Origin of the sequence: Streptomyces sp. NPDC006463 (assembly GCF_042870715.1) — a bacterium.
Classification (GTDB): Bacteria; Actinomycetota; Actinomycetes; order Streptomycetales; family Streptomycetaceae; genus Streptomyces.
This window is the reverse complement of record NZ_JBIAHP010000015.1, coordinates 142,894-157,625: the sequence shown is the minus strand read 5'-3', so window position 1 is coordinate 157,625 and position 14,732 is coordinate 142,894. Positions and strand designations below refer to the sequence as shown.

14 protein-coding genes and 1 pseudogene are annotated in these 14,732 nt (G+C 71.1%); 11 read left to right on the top strand and 4 right to left on the bottom strand.

The window, feature by feature from the left end:
• Window positions 1-103 precede the first annotated feature (103 nt).
• From leuC to ACFYOB_RS26535, 4 genes are all read left to right on the top strand, one after another.
• Window positions 104-1,528, top strand: a complete 1,425-nt coding sequence (gene leuC / locus ACFYOB_RS26550; protein WP_388563485.1) for a 3-isopropylmalate dehydratase large subunit — start codon at window positions 104-106, stop codon at window positions 1,526-1,528.
• A gap of 5 nt (window positions 1,529-1,533) precedes the next feature.
• Complete coding sequence (leuD, locus tag ACFYOB_RS26545) at window positions 1,534-2,127, top strand: 3-isopropylmalate dehydratase small subunit (protein WP_388563483.1); 594 nt, start codon at window positions 1,534-1,536, stop codon at window positions 2,125-2,127.
• Window positions 2,128-2,264: 137 nt separating this feature from the next.
• Window positions 2,265-2,492: a hypothetical protein gene (locus ACFYOB_RS26540; protein WP_030009267.1), complete on the top strand. Its 228-nt coding sequence runs from the start codon at window positions 2,265-2,267 to the stop codon at window positions 2,490-2,492.
• A gap of 145 nt (window positions 2,493-2,637) precedes the next feature.
• Window positions 2,638-3,306, top strand: a complete 669-nt coding sequence (locus ACFYOB_RS26535; RefSeq protein ID WP_388563481.1) for an HU family DNA-binding protein — start codon at window positions 2,638-2,640, stop codon at window positions 3,304-3,306.
• A 277-nt stretch (window positions 3,307-3,583) separates the two neighbouring features.
• On the opposite strand, the pseudogene cofC reads toward ACFYOB_RS26535, so the two are convergent.
• Window positions 3,584-4,234, bottom strand: a pseudogene (gene cofC, locus ACFYOB_RS26530) (2-phospho-L-lactate guanylyltransferase); the annotation flags it as partial.
• 217 nt (window positions 4,235-4,451) lie between these two features.
• On the opposite strand from cofC, the gene ACFYOB_RS26525 reads away from it, so the two are divergent.
• From ACFYOB_RS26525 to ACFYOB_RS26515, 3 genes are read left to right on the top strand one after another with little or no spacing between them, the layout of a single operon-like run.
• Complete coding sequence (locus ACFYOB_RS26525; RefSeq protein ID WP_388563479.1) at window positions 4,452-5,204, top strand: lysophospholipid acyltransferase family protein; 753 nt, start codon at window positions 4,452-4,454, stop codon at window positions 5,202-5,204.
• A complete protein-coding gene (locus ACFYOB_RS26520) occupies window positions 5,201-6,211 on the top strand; it encodes an NAD(P)H-dependent glycerol-3-phosphate dehydrogenase (protein WP_388563477.1) in 1,011 nt (336 codons plus the stop codon). Before ACFYOB_RS26525 ends, ACFYOB_RS26520 begins: the two co-directional genes overlap by 4 nt.
• A 39-nt stretch (window positions 6,212-6,250) precedes the next feature.
• A complete protein-coding gene (locus ACFYOB_RS26515) occupies window positions 6,251-7,408 on the top strand; it encodes a D-alanine--D-alanine ligase family protein (RefSeq protein WP_388563475.1) in 1,158 nt (385 codons plus the stop codon).
• Between the two features lie 73 nt (window positions 7,409-7,481).
• Here the strand turns inward: ACFYOB_RS26515 and ACFYOB_RS26510 are convergent, their stop codons facing one another.
• Entirely contained in the window at window positions 7,482-7,928 is a 447-nt protein-coding gene (locus ACFYOB_RS26510; protein WP_388563473.1) for a DUF3515 domain-containing protein, read from the bottom strand.
• An 86-nt stretch (window positions 7,929-8,014) separates the two neighbouring features.
• Entirely contained in the window at window positions 8,015-8,248 is a 234-nt protein-coding gene (locus ACFYOB_RS26505) for an Lrp/AsnC ligand binding domain-containing protein (protein WP_073911116.1), read from the bottom strand.
• 245 nt (window positions 8,249-8,493) lie between these two features.
• Between ACFYOB_RS26505 and ACFYOB_RS26500 the strand changes: the two genes are divergently transcribed.
• Window positions 8,494-9,477 (top strand): thiamine-phosphate kinase, encoded by a 984-nt coding sequence (locus tag ACFYOB_RS26500; RefSeq protein ID WP_362394032.1) that lies wholly within the window; start codon window positions 8,494-8,496, stop codon window positions 9,475-9,477.
• On the top strand, window positions 9,474-10,274 hold the full coding sequence (thiD, locus tag ACFYOB_RS26495) for a bifunctional hydroxymethylpyrimidine kinase/phosphomethylpyrimidine kinase (RefSeq protein ID WP_388563470.1): 801 nt from the start codon (window positions 9,474-9,476) through the stop codon (window positions 10,272-10,274). Before ACFYOB_RS26500 ends, thiD begins: the two co-directional genes overlap by 4 nt.
• Before the next feature lie 97 nt (window positions 10,275-10,371).
• On the opposite strand, the gene rpmB is transcribed toward thiD, so the two are convergent.
• Entirely contained in the window at window positions 10,372-10,557 is a 186-nt protein-coding gene (gene rpmB, locus ACFYOB_RS26490; RefSeq protein ID WP_007266795.1) for a 50S ribosomal protein L28, read from the bottom strand.
• A gap of 242 nt (window positions 10,558-10,799) precedes the next feature.
• On the opposite strand from rpmB, the gene ACFYOB_RS26485 reads away from it, so the two are divergent.
• Both ACFYOB_RS26485 and recG read left to right on the top strand, forming a co-directional pair.
• Entirely contained in the window at window positions 10,800-12,452 is a 1,653-nt protein-coding gene (locus ACFYOB_RS26485; RefSeq protein ID WP_388563467.1) for a DAK2 domain-containing protein, read from the top strand.
• Window positions 12,453-12,489: 37 nt separating this feature from the next.
• Complete coding sequence (recG, locus tag ACFYOB_RS26480; protein WP_388563465.1) at window positions 12,490-14,691, top strand: ATP-dependent DNA helicase RecG; 2,202 nt, start codon at window positions 12,490-12,492, stop codon at window positions 14,689-14,691.
• Window positions 14,692-14,732: the final 41 nt, after the last annotated feature.

Below are 14,732 nucleotides of genomic sequence, written 5' to 3'. Positions count from 1 at the left end.
CTCACACTGTGAAACGCAAGTTCAATTTTTCCAAGAACCAGCGAGTCTGTATGTACGGGTCCACGAACCACTGGGTCCGAGACGGTGAGCCGGAGGGAAAGCGATGGGTAGGACACTCGCGGAGAAGGTCTGGGACGACCATGTCGTCCGGCGCGCCGAGGGCGAGCCCGACCTCCTCTTCATCGATCTGCACCTGCTGCACGAGGTGACCAGCCCCCAGGCCTTCGAAGGCCTGCGCCAGGCCGGCCGCAAGGTCCGACGCCTCGACCTCACCATCGCGACCGAGGACCACAACACCCCCACCCTGGACATCGACAAGCCGATCGCGGACCCGGTCTCCCGGGCCCAGCTGGAGACGCTGCGCAAGAACTGCTCCGAGTTCGGCGTCCGTCTGCACTCGCTCGGTGACGTAGAGCAGGGCGTCGTCCACGTCGTGGGACCGCAGCTGGGTCTGACCCAGCCCGGCACCACCGTGGTCTGCGGTGACTCCCACACGTCCACGCACGGCGCCTTCGGCGCGCTGGCCTTCGGAATCGGCACCAGCCAGGTCGAGCACGTGCTGGCCACCCAGACGCTGCCGCTGGCCCGCCCGAAGACGATGGCGATCACCGTCACCGGCGCGCTGGCCGAGGGCGTCACCGCGAAGGACCTGATCCTGGCGATCATCGCCAAGATCGGTACCGGCGGCGGTCAGGGCTACGTCCTGGAATACCGCGGCGAGGCCATCGAGCAGTTGTCGATGGAAGCCCGCATGACCATCTGCAACATGTCGATCGAGGCCGGCGCCCGCGCGGGCATGATCGCCCCCGACCAGACCACCTTCGACTACCTGGAGGGCCGCGACCACGCCCCGAAGGACAAGGAGTGGGACGCGGCGGTCGAGTACTGGAAGACGCTGCACACCGACGACGACGCGGTCTTCGACGCCGAGGTCGTCATCGACGGCACGACGCTGGCCCCGTTCGTCACCTGGGGCACCAACCCGGGCCAGGGCGCGCCGCTGTCGGCCAACGTCCCCGACCCCGCTTCGTACGAGGACGCTTCGGAGCGCCACGCCGCCGAAAAGGCCCTGGAGTACATGGGGTTGACCGCCGGGCAGCCGCTGCGCGACATCAAGGTCGACACCGTCTTCGTAGGTTCCTGCACCAACGGCCGCATCGAGGACCTGCGCGCCGTCGCCGGGATCGTCGAGGGCCGCAAAGTCGCCGACGGCGTACGGATGCTGGTCGTCCCCGGCTCGGTCCGGGTCGCCCTGCAGGCCGTGGAAGAGGGCCTGGACAAGGTCTTCAAGGAGGCCGGCGCCGAATGGCGGCACGCGGGCTGCTCGATGTGTCTGGGCATGAACCCCGACCAACTGGCCCCTGGTGAGCGCTCCGCGTCCACCTCCAACCGCAACTTCGAGGGCCGCCAGGGCAAGGGCGGGCGCACGCACCTGGTATCCCCGCAGGTGGCCGCCGCCACCGCGGTACTGGGCCATCTGGCCTCGCCCGCCGACCTGTCCGACGCCAACGAGACCGCCGGAGTCTGAGAACCATGGAAGCCTTCACCACCCACACCGGCCGGGCCGTTCCGCTGCGCCGCAGCAACGTCGACACCGACCAGATCATCCCGGCCCACTGGCTGAAGAAGATCACCCGCGACGGGTTCGAGGACGGGCTCTTCGAGGCCTGGCGCAAGGACCCGGAGTTCATCACCAACCGCCCGGAGCGCGCCGGCGCGACCGTGCTGGTCGCCGGACCCGACTTCGGTACCGGCTCCTCGCGCGAGCACGCCGTCTGGGCCCTGCAGAACTTCGGCTTCAAGACGGTCATCTCCTCCCGCTTCGCCGACATCTTCCGCGGGAACTCGCTGAAGAACGGCCTGCTGACCGTCGTCCTGCCCCAGGAGACGGTCGACCGGCTGTGGGAGCTGACCGAGGCCGACCCCACCGCCGAGATCACCGTCGACCTGGTCGACCGACAGGTGCGGGCCGAAGGCATCGAGGCGGAGTTCGAACTCGACGACAACGCCCGGTGGAGGCTGCTGGAGGGGCTGGACGACATCTCGCTCACCCTTCAGAACGAAGCGGACATCGCCACGTACGAAAGCGCCCGGCCGTCCTTCAAGCCGCGCACGATTCAGGCCTGATTCCTGCCTGATCAGCGCTTATTCACCTTTGGGTGATCACATCGACAACACTGTGCCCCCCACCGGATGGTGGGGGGCACAGCTGTGTGTTGAGGCCCCGTGAGGCGACAACTCGCCCCAGATGGCACAATCTGTGCATGGAACGCGACAGTCAACTTGAGCTCTACGAGCTCGTCGCGGACCGGCTGAAAGAAGCACACACAAGGGTTCGCTCACTGCAAGTCCCGGAGGGCGTAAGGATGGCGCTGTCCCGGAAGCTGTTGGTCGTCACGGCCGCGGCGAAGCACGATCTCGCCGATGCGGCAAGGCGCCTGGACAGGTTGATGAAGGACCTCGACGAGGGTCGATTCCCTGAAGGCGACTGATGCGAAGGAACTCCGTAACGGCCTCCAGCGTTGCGGCACTAGGGTGATTAGCCCGTTTCGTGTTTGATTTGCGGTATATATCCGCCTAACGTGCGAAATAAGCTTGAACACATTCGTTCTGGCGAAGTCTCCGAAGGGGAAGACGTTGAACAAGGCGCAGCTCGTAGAAGCGATTGCCGACAAGCTGGGCGGCCGTCAGCAGGCCGCGGACGCTGTCGACGCGGTACTGGACGCCATCGTCCGCGCTACCGTCGCGGGCGACCGGGTCTCGGTCACGGGCTTCGGCTCGTTCGAGAAGGTCGACCGCCCGGCCCGTTACGCCCGCAACCCGCAGACCGGAGAGCGCGTCCGGGTCAAGAAGACCTCGGTGCCCCGCTTCCGTGCGGGCCAGGGGTTCAAGGACCTGGTCAGCGGCACGAAGAAGCTGCCCAAGGGCGGCGAGGTGTCGGTGAAGAAGGCGCCCAAGGGAAGCCTCACCGGTGGTGCTTCCGCGACGGTCAAGAAGGCCGCCGCGAAGAAGGCCACCACCGCGAAGAAGGCAGCGGCGAAGACCACGGTCGCGAAGAAGACCACGGCCAAGACCACCGCGACCGCCAAGAAGGCGGCGGTGAAGAGCACGGCCACCGCGAAGAAGGCGACGGCCACGGCGAAGAAGGCATCGGCCGCCAAGAAGGCCGCCCCGGCGAAGACCACCGCCGCCGCGAAGAAGACCGCTCCGGCCGCCAAGAAGGCCACCGCAGCGACGAAGGCGCCCGCCAAGAAGACGGCGACGCGCAAGGCCACCGCGAAGAAGACCACCGCCCGCAAGAAGTAAGGGCACGAGTCACACACGCCGGGCCGGTTTCCCCACCGGGGGAAGCCGGCCCGCGGTGCGTCTTGGCAGGTCAGAAGGTCTGCAACGTGACCAGGGTGATCCGCAGGTCCGCGCCCTCGCCGTCCGTCTCGATACGCACCCGCTGCCCGGGCCGCAGCAGCCGCAGGCCGCCCGCGTCGAAGGCCGGGGCCTCGAAGGGCACCGGGGTGCCGTCGTCCAGCAGCACACTGCCGCTGCGGGTCTGGGAGTCGTACGTGTACGCGGTCGCCTGCATACCGGCACTGTATCGGGCCGTGTGAGGCCCCACGCCGAGGGTGAACGCCGCTCGCAGATCCCGCGCCGTGTCCACGTCCCGGCGCACGCTGTCCACTCCCGACAGGGCGATTTCCACCGCTCCCGAAGCCGAATGCCTGGCCCGCGAGGGGCCGCCGAACGAGGGTGTCAATTCCACGTCCGGAGCAGCGGAAAGCAACGTGGTACCGATTCCGGCCGCATCCGCCAGAAATGCCCGGGGAAATGCCGAGGCGGTTTCGAGCACGCGTAGCAATTCGGGCGGCCGCAGCGCCGGCAGATCTGCGTTCATCGCGGCCACCGCCGCCCCGGGCCGGTCCGCCCGTACCGCCCGCGCCCCATGGGCCAGCGCCGCGTTGAGCCCGGCCCCCGGGGTGTCCGCGACGATCCGCGCGCCGAGGCGGGCCAGTTCCCTGCCGGCCTCGGCATCGTCCGTGACGACCACCACATCCGCGACCGCGGCGCAGGCCAGCGCCCCCGCCACGGTGTCCTGGGCGAAAGCGAGCGCGAGCCCCGGGCGGGACCCGCCGACGTCCGCCGCGAGACGGCTCTTGGCCACCGCCAGGGGCTTCAGCGGGACCACCAGGCTCCAGACGGCGTTCGTGACCGACCCCTTCCCTCCGGTGAGCTCCGGCACAACCACAGCCCATGGTCAGGTCATGGCCGGGTCATGTGTCGGCCCATTGTCCCCTCCGCCCCGGCGGCCCGGGGGTCCGGCGGGGTGAGCGGGGCGTACGGTGTTCTCGACAGAGACCGGGCCTGGGGCGACACTTGTCCGGCCGACGAGGTGCCCAAGCTCCCCCAGTCACCGCTGGGAGGTATCCCGCCCACCGGTCATGAGGAAAGGTGTCCGAGTGTCCCGCCGCAGAATCGGCTTCTGGTACCGCCTGGCGGCGGTCATCGCAAAACCGCCGCTGGTAGTGCTCTTCAAGCGGGACTGGCGGGGAATGGAACACATTCCGGCCGAAGGCGGATTTATCACCGCCGTCAATCACAACTCGTATCTGGACCCGCTCTCCTACGCGCACTTCCAGTACAACACCGGCCGGGTGCCCCGATTGCTCGCCAAGGCGGCCCTCTTCAAGGTCCCCGTTGTCGGCGCGATCCTGCGCGGCAGCGGGCAGATCCCCGTCTACCGGGAGAGCACCAACGCCCTGGACGCATTCCGGGCCGCGGTGGACGCCATCGAGCGCGGCGAATGCGTGGCCTTTTACCCGGAGGGCACTCTCACCCGCGACCCCGACATGTGGCCGATGGCCGGCAAGACCGGCGCCGCCCGCGTCGCCCTGATCACCAGGGCTCCCGTCATTCCGGTGGCCCAGTGGGGCGCGAATCTCGCGATGCCGCCCTACGCGCAGGAGAACAAGGTCCAGTTCTTCCCGCGCAAGACCCTCCAGGTGCTGGCCGGACCGCCCGTCGACCTCTCCGCCTTCTACGACCGGGAACCCACCCCGGAAGTACTCAAGGAGGTCACCGAGGTCATCATGGCGGCCATCACCGCGCTGCTGGAGGAGGTGCGGGGAGAGACCGCGCCCGAGCAGCCGTACGACCATCGCAAGGCCAGGGCGGAACAGCGGCGCAAGGCCGCGGGGGAGGGCAAGAAGTGACACGTCCCGTGAAGGCAGCCGTATTCGGAACCGGCTCCTGGGGCACGGCCTTCGGCATGGTGCTCGCCGACGCCGGCTGCGAGGTGACCCTGTGGGGCCGCCGCCGGGAGCTGGCCGACGCCGTCAACACCGGCCGGACCAACCCCGACTACCTCCCGGGGATCGAACTCCCCGAGAACCTCCGCGCCACCACCGACCCGGCCGAGGCCGCGCGCGGCGCCGACTTCACCGTCCTCGCCGTCCCCTCCCAGACCCTGCGCGGCAACCTCGCCGAATGGGCGCCGCTGCTGGCCCCCGACACCGTGCTCGTCTCCCTGATGAAGGGCATCGAACTCGGCACCGCCAAGCGGATGAGCGAGGTCATCGAAGAGGTGGCCAAGGTTCCCCCGGCGCGCGTCGCCGTCGTCACCGGCCCCAACCTGGCCCGTGAGATCGCCGCCCGGCAGCCCGCCGCCTCGGTCGTCGCCTGCGTGGACGAGGCCGTGGCCCAGCGCCTCCAGGCCGCCTGCCACACCCCGTACTTCCGCCCGTACACCAACACCGACGTCGTCGGCTGCGAGCTCGGCGGCGCCGTCAAGAACGTCATCGGCCTCGCCGTCGGCATCGCGGACGGCATGGGCCTGGGCGACAACACCAAGGGCTCTCTCATCACCCGCGGCCTCGCCGAAACGACCCGGCTGGGCCTGGCGATGGGCGCCGACCCGCTCACCTTCTCCGGCCTCGCGGGCCTGGGCGACCTGGTCGCCACCTGCTCCTCGCCGCTCTCCCGGAACCACACCTTCGGCACCAACCTCGGCCGCGGGATGACCCTGGAGGAGACCATCGCGGTCACCAAGCAGACCGCCGAAGGAGTCAAGTCCTGCCAGTCCGTGGCCGATCTCGCCCACCGGTACGGAGTGGACATGCCGATCACCGAGACGGTCGTGGACATCGTCCACCACGGCAAGCCGACCCTGGTCGCGCTGAAGGAACTGATGGGGCGCAGCGCCAAACCGGAACGCCGCTGACTCCATTCCGGACGTCTGAGCGGGTACCCTCGTGGCGATATGAGCAGCGAGAACCTCCCCCAGACCCCTGAGCAGCAGGGCCGCAAGCCCCGCGTGGCCGTCGTGTTCGGCGGCCGCAGCTCGGAACACGCCATCTCGGTCGTCACGGCGGGCGCGGTGCTGCGCTCCATCGACCGCTCCAAGTACGAGGTGCTGCCCATCGGCATCACCACGGACGGCCGGTGGGCACTGACCGCCGACGAGCCCGCGCGGATGGCCATCGCCGACCGCAAGCTCCCGAGTGTCGAGGAGCTGGCCGACTCCGACGACGGCGCCGTCGTGCTCTCGGTCGACCCCGCCAGCCGCGAGGTCGTCTACACCGAACCGGGCGCCGTCCCCAAGGCCCTGGGCGAGGTCGACGTCGTCTTCCCCGTACTGCACGGCCCGTACGGCGAGGACGGCACCCTGCAGGGCCTCCTGGAGCTCTCCGGCGTCCCGTACGTCGGCTCCGGCGTCCTCGCCTCGGCCGTCGGCCAGGACAAGGACTACATGAAGCGGGTGTTCACGTCCTTCGGGCTGCGCGTCGGCCCGTACGTGACCATCCGCCCCCGTGAGTGGGAAGCCGACCGGGACGCCGCCGAGGCGAAGATCATGGACTTCGCCGCCGAGCACGGCTGGCCCCTGTTCATCAAGCCCGCCCGGGCCGGATCCTCCATCGGCATCACCAAGGTCGACGACGCCTCCGGGCTGGACGAGGCGATCCGCGAGGCCCGCCGCCACGACCCGAAGATCATCGTGGAGGCGCTGCTGCGCGGCCGCGAGATCGAGTGCGGCGTCCTGGAGTTCGAGGACGGTCCGCGCGCGAGCGCGCCCGCCGAGATCCCGCCGGTCTCCAGCCACGACTTCTACGACTTCGAGGCGAAGTACATCGACTCCGCCTCCGGGATCGTGCCCGCCCCGCTCACCCCGGAGCAGACCGCCGAGGTGCAGCGGCTCGCGATCGAGGCCTTCGAGGCCGCGTCCTGCGAGGGTCTGGTACGCGCCGACTTCTTCCTCACCGAGGACGGCGAGTTCGTCATCAACGAGATCAACACGATGCCGGGCTTCACCCCGATCTCCATGTACCCGCGGATGTGGCAGGAGTCGGGCATCGAGTACCGGGAGCTCGTGGACCTCCTGATCCAGGCCGCCCTGCGCCGCTCGACCGGGCTGCGCTAGCCGCCCGGACCCGAACAGCCGACCGCCCGCCGAGCCCGCCCTCAAAAGCACGGTTCGGCGGGCGGCGGTGTGCTCAGTAGGACGAGATGCCCTCGGGCACGGTCTTGGCGATGACGTCGGACAGCCCGACCAGCATCCCCGCGTCCGTGGCATGTTCCCTGTCGACCCGGACCTCCGTGTACGCCTTCCGCAGCCCGGTGGTGAACCGGAATTCGCCTTCCGGGAGCTTCTCCAGCAGCCAGGCCACCTTGTTCACGTGGACTCCCTCCTGCTTCGGATCAGCCATCTTGGGGGGCTTGGGGATACCGCACCGCAGTACGATCGCCGAGCCGCCCCACGCGGCGGTCAGACCGGACTCCGGCTCGGTCGGGGTCCGCGCCAGGCCGGCCACCGTCTCCGGGAGCTCCTTGTGCAGCGCTGCACAGAACCCCGCGATGTCGGCGGGCGGCGTGGGCGGCGGATCGACCCGGGCCTGCGAATCGCCCGGGGAACACGCCGCGAGGGCCAGCAAGGCCGACACGGCGGGCACGGCAGACAAGGCCGACGAAACACGGACACGGCGGGGCCGGCGGTGGAGGGACATCACCGGCCAAGAGTAGACGGGGGCTACAGATGGACCACCGGGCAGGTCAAGGTGCGGGTGATCCCCTCCACCTGCTGGACCTTGGCCACGACCATGCGGCCGAGTTCGTCCACGGTGTCGGCCTGGGCACGCACGATCACGTCGTACGGGCCCGTCACGTCCTCGGCCTGGATCACCCCCGCGATCTGGCCGATGGACTCGGCGACGAACGACGCCTTGCCCACTTCGGTCTGGATAAGGATGTACGCCTGTACCACGGAACCTCCAGGGCGGCCACGAGGATCATTTCCCCTAACCTTCGGATGGGCCCCACACGATCGCAAGGGCCGGGGGAAGAAGGGACGCCACGGTACCGCGTCGCCGTGCGCCGCGGGGAGACCTGCGGGCCCGGCGCCACGCACAGCGGGGCGTACGGAGAGCAGAAGTTGACGTATCTGTTGACGGTACCCAGAGCTGTGACGGCTCGCGACCGCAAGCGGACTGGGCAAGAAGGGGCACAGCGATGAAGGGCACTGTGGGCGAGCTGGGGGAGTTCGGGCTCATTCGGGAGCTCACCTCACGGCTCACCACCACCCCGGCGGTCCGGCTCGGTCCGGGCGACGACGCCGCGGTGGTGTCGGCCCCCGACCGGCGGGTCGTGGCGAGCACCGACATCCTGCTGGAGGGCAGGCACTTCCGGCGCGACTGGTCCACGGCCTACGACGTCGGCCGCAAGGCCGCCGCCCAGAACCTCGCCGACATCGCGGCCATGGGCGCGGTGCCGACGGCGCTGCTGCTCGGCCTCGTCGTCCCGGCCGAACTCCCGGTCACGTGGCCCACCGAGCTGATGGACGGCATCCGCGACGAGTGCCAGGTGGCCGGCGCGGCCGTGGTCGGCGGCGACGTCGTTCGCGGCGACACCATCACCGTCGCCATCACCGCCCTCGGTGACCTGCGCAACCACGAGCCCGTCCTGCGCTCCGGCGCCCAGCCCGGCGACGTCGTCGCCGTCACCGGCTGGCTGGGCTGGTCCGCGGCGGGCTTCGCCGTGCTCTCGCGCGGCTTCCGCTCCCCGCGGGCCTTCGTGGAGGCCCACCGGCGGCCCGAGCCGCCGTACCACGCGGGCCCCGCGGCCGCCGGGCTCGGCGCCACCGCCATGACCGACGTCAGCGACGGCCTCATCGCCGACCTCGGGCACATCGCCGAGGCCAGCAAGGTACGGATCGACCTGCGCTCGGCGGCCGTCGACATCCCGACCCAGATGCACGACATCGGGCAGGCCGTCGGCGTGGACCCGCTGCAGTGGGTGCTCACCGGGGGCGAGGACCACGCGATCGTGGCGACCTTCCCGCCGGACGTGAAGCTCCCCGCCCGCTGGAAGGTCATCGGGGAGGTGCTGAACCGCTCCGCGCTGCCCCAGGTGACCGTGGACGGCGCCCCGTGGACCAGCACCGGCGGCTGGGACCACTTCGGGGCCGACCCGGCCGCCGAGGACGGCGCGCCGTGACCAGCGCCCCGCCGCGGTGCCTGACCGTCGCCGGATCCGACTCCGGCGGCGGCGCGGGCATCCAGGCCGACCTCAAGACCATGCTGGCGCTCGGCGTGCACGGGATGAGCGTGGTGACCGCTGTGACCGCTCAGAACTCCCTCGGGGTACGAGGAGCCTGGGAGCTCCCCGCCGAGGCCGTGACGGCCCAGTACCGGGCCGTGGTGGACGACATCGGCGTACAGGCCGTGAAGACCGGGATGCTCTCCTCGGCCGTGCTGGTGGAGACGGTGGCCGCGCTGCTGGCCGCAACCCCCGCCCCGGTCGTGGTCGACCCCGTGGGCGTCTCCAAGCACGGGGACGCGCTGCTGGCCGCCTCGGCGCTGGACGCCGTGCGCAACGAGCTGCTCAGGGCGGCCACGGTGGCAACGCCCAACCTGGACGAGGTGGCGCAACTCACGGGTGTGGTCGTGGAGACCGAGGACGACATGCGGCGGGCCGCCGACGCGATCCTCGGCCACGGACCCCGCTGGGCGCTGATCAAGGGCGGACACCTCGCGGCGCACGGGGGCGAGGCCGTGGACCTGCTGACCGACGGCACCGACGAACGGTGGCTGCGGGCCCCCCGGCACGCCAACCCGCACACCCACGGCACGGGCTGCACCCTGGCGAGCGCCATCGCGGCGGGCCTGGCGAAGGGACTGTCGGTCCCGGAGGCGGTCACGGCCGCCAAGGAGTACGTCACGGGCGCCATCGCCGCCGGGTTCCCGCTCGGCCGGGGCATCGGCCCGGTGGATCACGCCTGGCGGTGGCGCTGAGCCCCGGCCGGTCCGGGAAAGGCAAAAGGCCGGTTCACCAGAGGTGAACCGGCCTTCCTTTTGGCAACCGAAAAGGGCTGCGCTACGACGTGAGGCGTCAGCGCGAGACCTTGCCGGCCTTGATGCACGAGGTGCAGGCGTTGAGGCGCTTCGGCGTCCCATTGACCACGGCACGGACGCGCTGGATGTTCGGGTTCCAGCGACGCGAGGTGCGGCGGTGCGAGTGGGAGATGTTGTTGCCGAAGCTCGGCCCCTTGGCGCAAACGTCGCAGTTGGCAGCCACAGGTCACTCCAAAGACTTCAGATGCAATTACAGTGAATCCGGCGCACCGGAATCAGAGAGTCTGAAGTGGTTTGCCGGGGGAATGGCCCGACTCTCGTCGGGCAACCGGAGCAGCATACAACGACTGCGTCCGTCCAAGAAAACTACCATGACCGCCGCTGCCCCCGCCCCGTGGTCCGGACGTACGGGCAGTCCTTGGTTACCCTGCGGTGAACCCCGGCCCGCACAAGGAGGAACGCCCGGTGCCGCACGAGCCGCAGCTGCAGCCCACCGACGAGCTCGACGCCGAAGCGGTGCGCACCTGGAGCTCGCTGGCCCTGGCCGCACTGGGCCGGGCCCGCGAGGACATCGACGCGATCAACGTCTACCCCGTGGCCGACGCGGACACCGGCACCAACCTCTACCTCACCGCCGAATCGGCCGACCGCGCCCTGACGGCGGCCTTCGAGGACGAGACCCACGCCACGGCCGGGACCTCCCTCGCCCGGGCCGTACGGGCCTTCGCGCACGGCGCGCTCATCGGGGCCCGGGGGAACTCCGGGACGATCCTGGCGCAGCTCCTGCGCGGAGTGGCCGACGTACTCGGCGACGAGCCCGCCGGACGGGAGCCCGGCAGGCTGCTGGCCGAGGCGCTGACCCGGGCCGCGCAGGAGGCGTACGCGGCCGTCGCGCACCCGGTGGAGGGGACCATGCTCACCGTCGCCGCCGCGGCGGCGCGGGCCGGTGAGACCGCCGAGCACGCCGCCGGGACCGCCGCCGACGTGGCGCGGGCCGCCTACGACGCGGCCCGCGGCGCCCTGGCCGAGACCCCGGGGCAGCTGGCCGCGCTGGGCCGGGCCGGGGTGGTCGACGCCGGGGGCTGCGGCCTGGTCGCCGTACTCGGGGCCCTGTGGCAGGCGCTCTCCGGCCGGGAGCCGGCCGCCGAGCCGGTGCGCGGCCGGGCCGTACCCGTACCGCAGCCGGCGGACCCCTGCGAGCAGGAGGAGGACGGGCCGGCGTACGAGGTGATCTACCTGCTGGAGGCCTCCGAAGCGGCCGTGGGGGAGCTGCGCGCACGGCTCGACGGGCTCGGCGACTCCCTGGTCGTGGTCGGCGGCGACGGGCTGTGGAACGTCCACGTCCACGTCGACGACCCGGGCGCGGCCGTGGAGGCCGGGGTCGACGCCGGCCGGCCGTACCGGATACGCATCACGCACTTCGGCGACGAGCGGCGCCGGGGCCGGGGCGAACGCGCCCAGCGGGCCGTGGTCGCCGTCGTCCCCGGCGAGGGGCTGGCCGTGCTCTGCGGGGAGGCGGGCGCGACCACCGTGCTCGCGCTGCCCGGGGAGGTCCCGGCCGTCGCGGAGCTGGTCGACGCCATCCGGCGCGCGCACGCCCGCGAGGTGGTCCTCCTGCCCGGCGGCGCCGAACTGCGGGCCGCCGCGGCCGCGGCGGCGGAAGAGGCCCGCGCCGACGGGGTACGGGTGGCCGTGATCCCCACCCGGTCCGCGGTACAGGGCCTGGCGGCCCTCGCCGTGCACGACCCGGACGGGAGCTTCGACGAGGACGTCGTCGCCATGACCGCGGCGGCCGGCGCCACCCGCTACGCGGAACTGGCCGTCGCCGAACGGCAGTCCTTCACCTCGGCCGGCATCTGCCAGGCCGGCGACGTGCTCGGCCTCATCGACGGCGACGTCGCCGTGATCGGCGCGGGCCTCACCGAGACCGCCGAGGCCGTCCTGGAGCGGATGCTGGGCTCCGGCGGCGAACTCGTCACCCTGGTGCTGGGGCCCGAGGTGCCGGACGCCCTCGCCGAGCGCCTGGAGGCGTACGTACAGCACGGGCACCTGGCCGTGGACACCGTCACCTACCGCGGCGGGCGCTACTCGGCGCCGCTCCTCATCGGCGTGGAGTAAGGGCCGAACAGCGGTCTTGTCAGCACCATGGTGTGCAATGGAAGACGTGCCCGCGCTCGACGAAGACCTCAAGAAGACGCTCGGCCCCGCCACCGCCAAGGTGCTGGCCGAGCAGCTCGGCCTGCACACGGCCCTTGACCTGCTCCACCACTACCCCCGGCGGTACGCCGAGCGCGGTGAGCTGACCTCGCTGGCCGAGCTCGCCGACCAGATCGACGAGCACGTGACCGTCGTCGCCCAGGTCGCCGACGCCCGGATCCTGACCTACCAGGGCGGCCGCGGCGGCGGAAAGCGCCTCGAAGTCACCATCACCGACGGCAGCGGGCGCCTTCAGCTGGTCTTCTTCGGCGCCGGCGTCCACAAGCCGCACAAGGAACTGCTGCCCGGCAGCCGCGCGATGTTCGCGGGCAAGGTCTCGATGTTCAACCGCAAGCTCCAGCTGGCCCATCCCGCGTACGAGCCGCTCGGCAAGGAGGCCGGCGAGTCCGACGCGGCCGCCGCCTTCGCGGGGCAGCTCATTCCGATCTACCCGGCCTGCGCGAAGCTGGAGTCCTGGAAGATCGCCAAGTGCGTGGACGCGGTGCTGCCCAGCGCGCAGGAGGTGCTCGACCCGCTCCCCGCAGCCCTGCGCGAGGGCCGCGGGCTGGTCCCGCTCACCGAAGCCCTGCTGAAGATCCACCGGCCGGCCACCAAGGCCGACATCGACGACGCACGCCAGCGCCTGAAGTGGGACGAGGCCTTCGTCCTGCAAGTGGCCCTCGCCCGCCGCCGGCACGCCGACTCCCAGCTCCCGGCCGTCCCCCGCCGCCCCACCCCGGGCGGCCTGCTCGACTCCTTCGACGCCAAGCTCCCCTTCACGCTCACCGAGGGCCAGCAGAGCGTCTCGAAGGAGATCTTCGACGACCTCTCCACCGAACACCCCATGCACCGCCTCCTCCAGGGAGAGGTCGGCAGCGGGAAGACGATGGTCGCGCTGCGGGCCATGCTCGCCGTCGTGGACTCCGGCGGGCAGGCCGCGATGCTCGCGCCCACCGAGGTGCTCGCCCAGCAACACCACCGCTCCATCACCGAGATGATGGGCGAGCTCGCCGAGGGCGGCATGCTCGGCGGCTCCGACCAGGGCACCAAGGTCGTGCTGCTCACCGGGTCCATGGGGATGCCCGCGCGGCGCCAGGCCCTGCTGGACCTCGTCACCGGCGAGGCCGGGATCGTGATCGGCACGCACGCGCTGATCGAGGACAAGGTGCAGTTCCACGACCTCGGCCTGGTCGTCGTCGACGAACAGCACCGCTTCGGCGTGGAGCAGCGCGACGCGCTGCGGTCCAAGGGGAAGCAGCCCCCGCACCTGCTGGTGATGACCGCGACCCCGATCCCGCGCACCGTCGCCATGACCGTCTTCGGCGACCTGGAGACCTCCGTCCTCGACCAGCTGCCCGCCGGCCGCTCGCCGATCGCCACCCACGTGGTGCCCGCCAAGGACAAGCCGCACTTCCTCGCCCGCGCCTGGGAGCGGGTCCGCGAGGAAGTCGGGAACGGTCACCAGGCGTATGTGGTCTGCCCGCGGATCGGCGACGGCGAGGACGACCCGAAGAAGAAGGCCTCCGCGCAGGACGACGCCGAGAAGCGGCCCCCGCTCGCCGTCCTGGACATCGCCGAGCAGCTCACTCGCGGTCCGCTCGCCGGGCTGTCGGTGGAGGTGCTGCACGGCCGGATGGACCCGGCCGACAAGGACGACGTGATGCGCCGGTTCGCCGCCGGCGAGGTCAAGGTGCTGGTCGCCACGACCGTCATCGAGGTCGGGGTGAACGTGCCGAATTCCACCGTCATGGTGATCATGGATGCGGACCGGTTCGGCGTCTCCCAGCTCCACCAGCTGCGCGGCCGCGTCGGCCGCGGCTCCGCGCCCGGCCTGTGCCTGCTGGTCAGCGAGATGCACGAGGCGAGCCCCGCCCGGGCCCGGCTGGCCGCCGTCGCCGCCACCCTGGACGGCTTCGAGCTCTCCCGGATCGACCTGGAGCAGCGCCGTGAGGGCGATGTGCTCGGCCAGGCCCAGTCGGGGGTGCGCTCCAGCTTGCGGATGCTCGCCGTCATCGAGGACGAGGAGGTCATCGCCCAGGCCCGGGAGGAGGCAACCCGCGTCGTCGCCGACGATCCCGAGCTGGAGCGGCTGCCGGGCCTGCGGACCGCTCTGGACGCCCTGCTGGACACCGAGCGGGAGCAGTACCTGGAGAAGGGCTGACAATGGGGGTGCCCGATCCCTCCGACGATTGAAGGACCCCC